General features: G+C 44.5%; 1 protein-coding gene. It reads right to left on the bottom strand.

Features of this window, described 5'->3' with window-relative positions; translation table 11 throughout:
• Positions 1-238, bottom strand: a 238-nt coding sequence (locus tag AC27VX_RS23945) for a hypothetical protein (RefSeq protein WP_488698495.1), incomplete at both ends; no start/stop codon positions are given.

Below are 238 nucleotides of genomic sequence, written 5' to 3'. Positions count from 1 at the left end.
ATATTTGATCTTATACCCAAAGAGTTTTCCGTTCAGGGTGGCAGGATCATTGATCTGGGTCATCCATCCCCGGATATTGTATTTATAGTCCATCTGCTGAAGCGGGGATGCCGCAGCAATTCCGCCCACTTTCTTAGATTCCAGCTGGGAGAGTTCATTGTATTTATTCTGGGTAAGATATTCAACAGGGTTGCTGTCTACCTGATGTTTATGTACCAATAGCCTGTTTTGGCTGTCG

The sequence above is a fragment of the Chryseobacterium sp. 14P4.3.2 genome, from assembly GCF_057799275.1.
The sequence above is the reverse complement of the archived record's forward strand: the minus strand, read 5'-3'. Positions and strand labels throughout refer to the sequence as shown.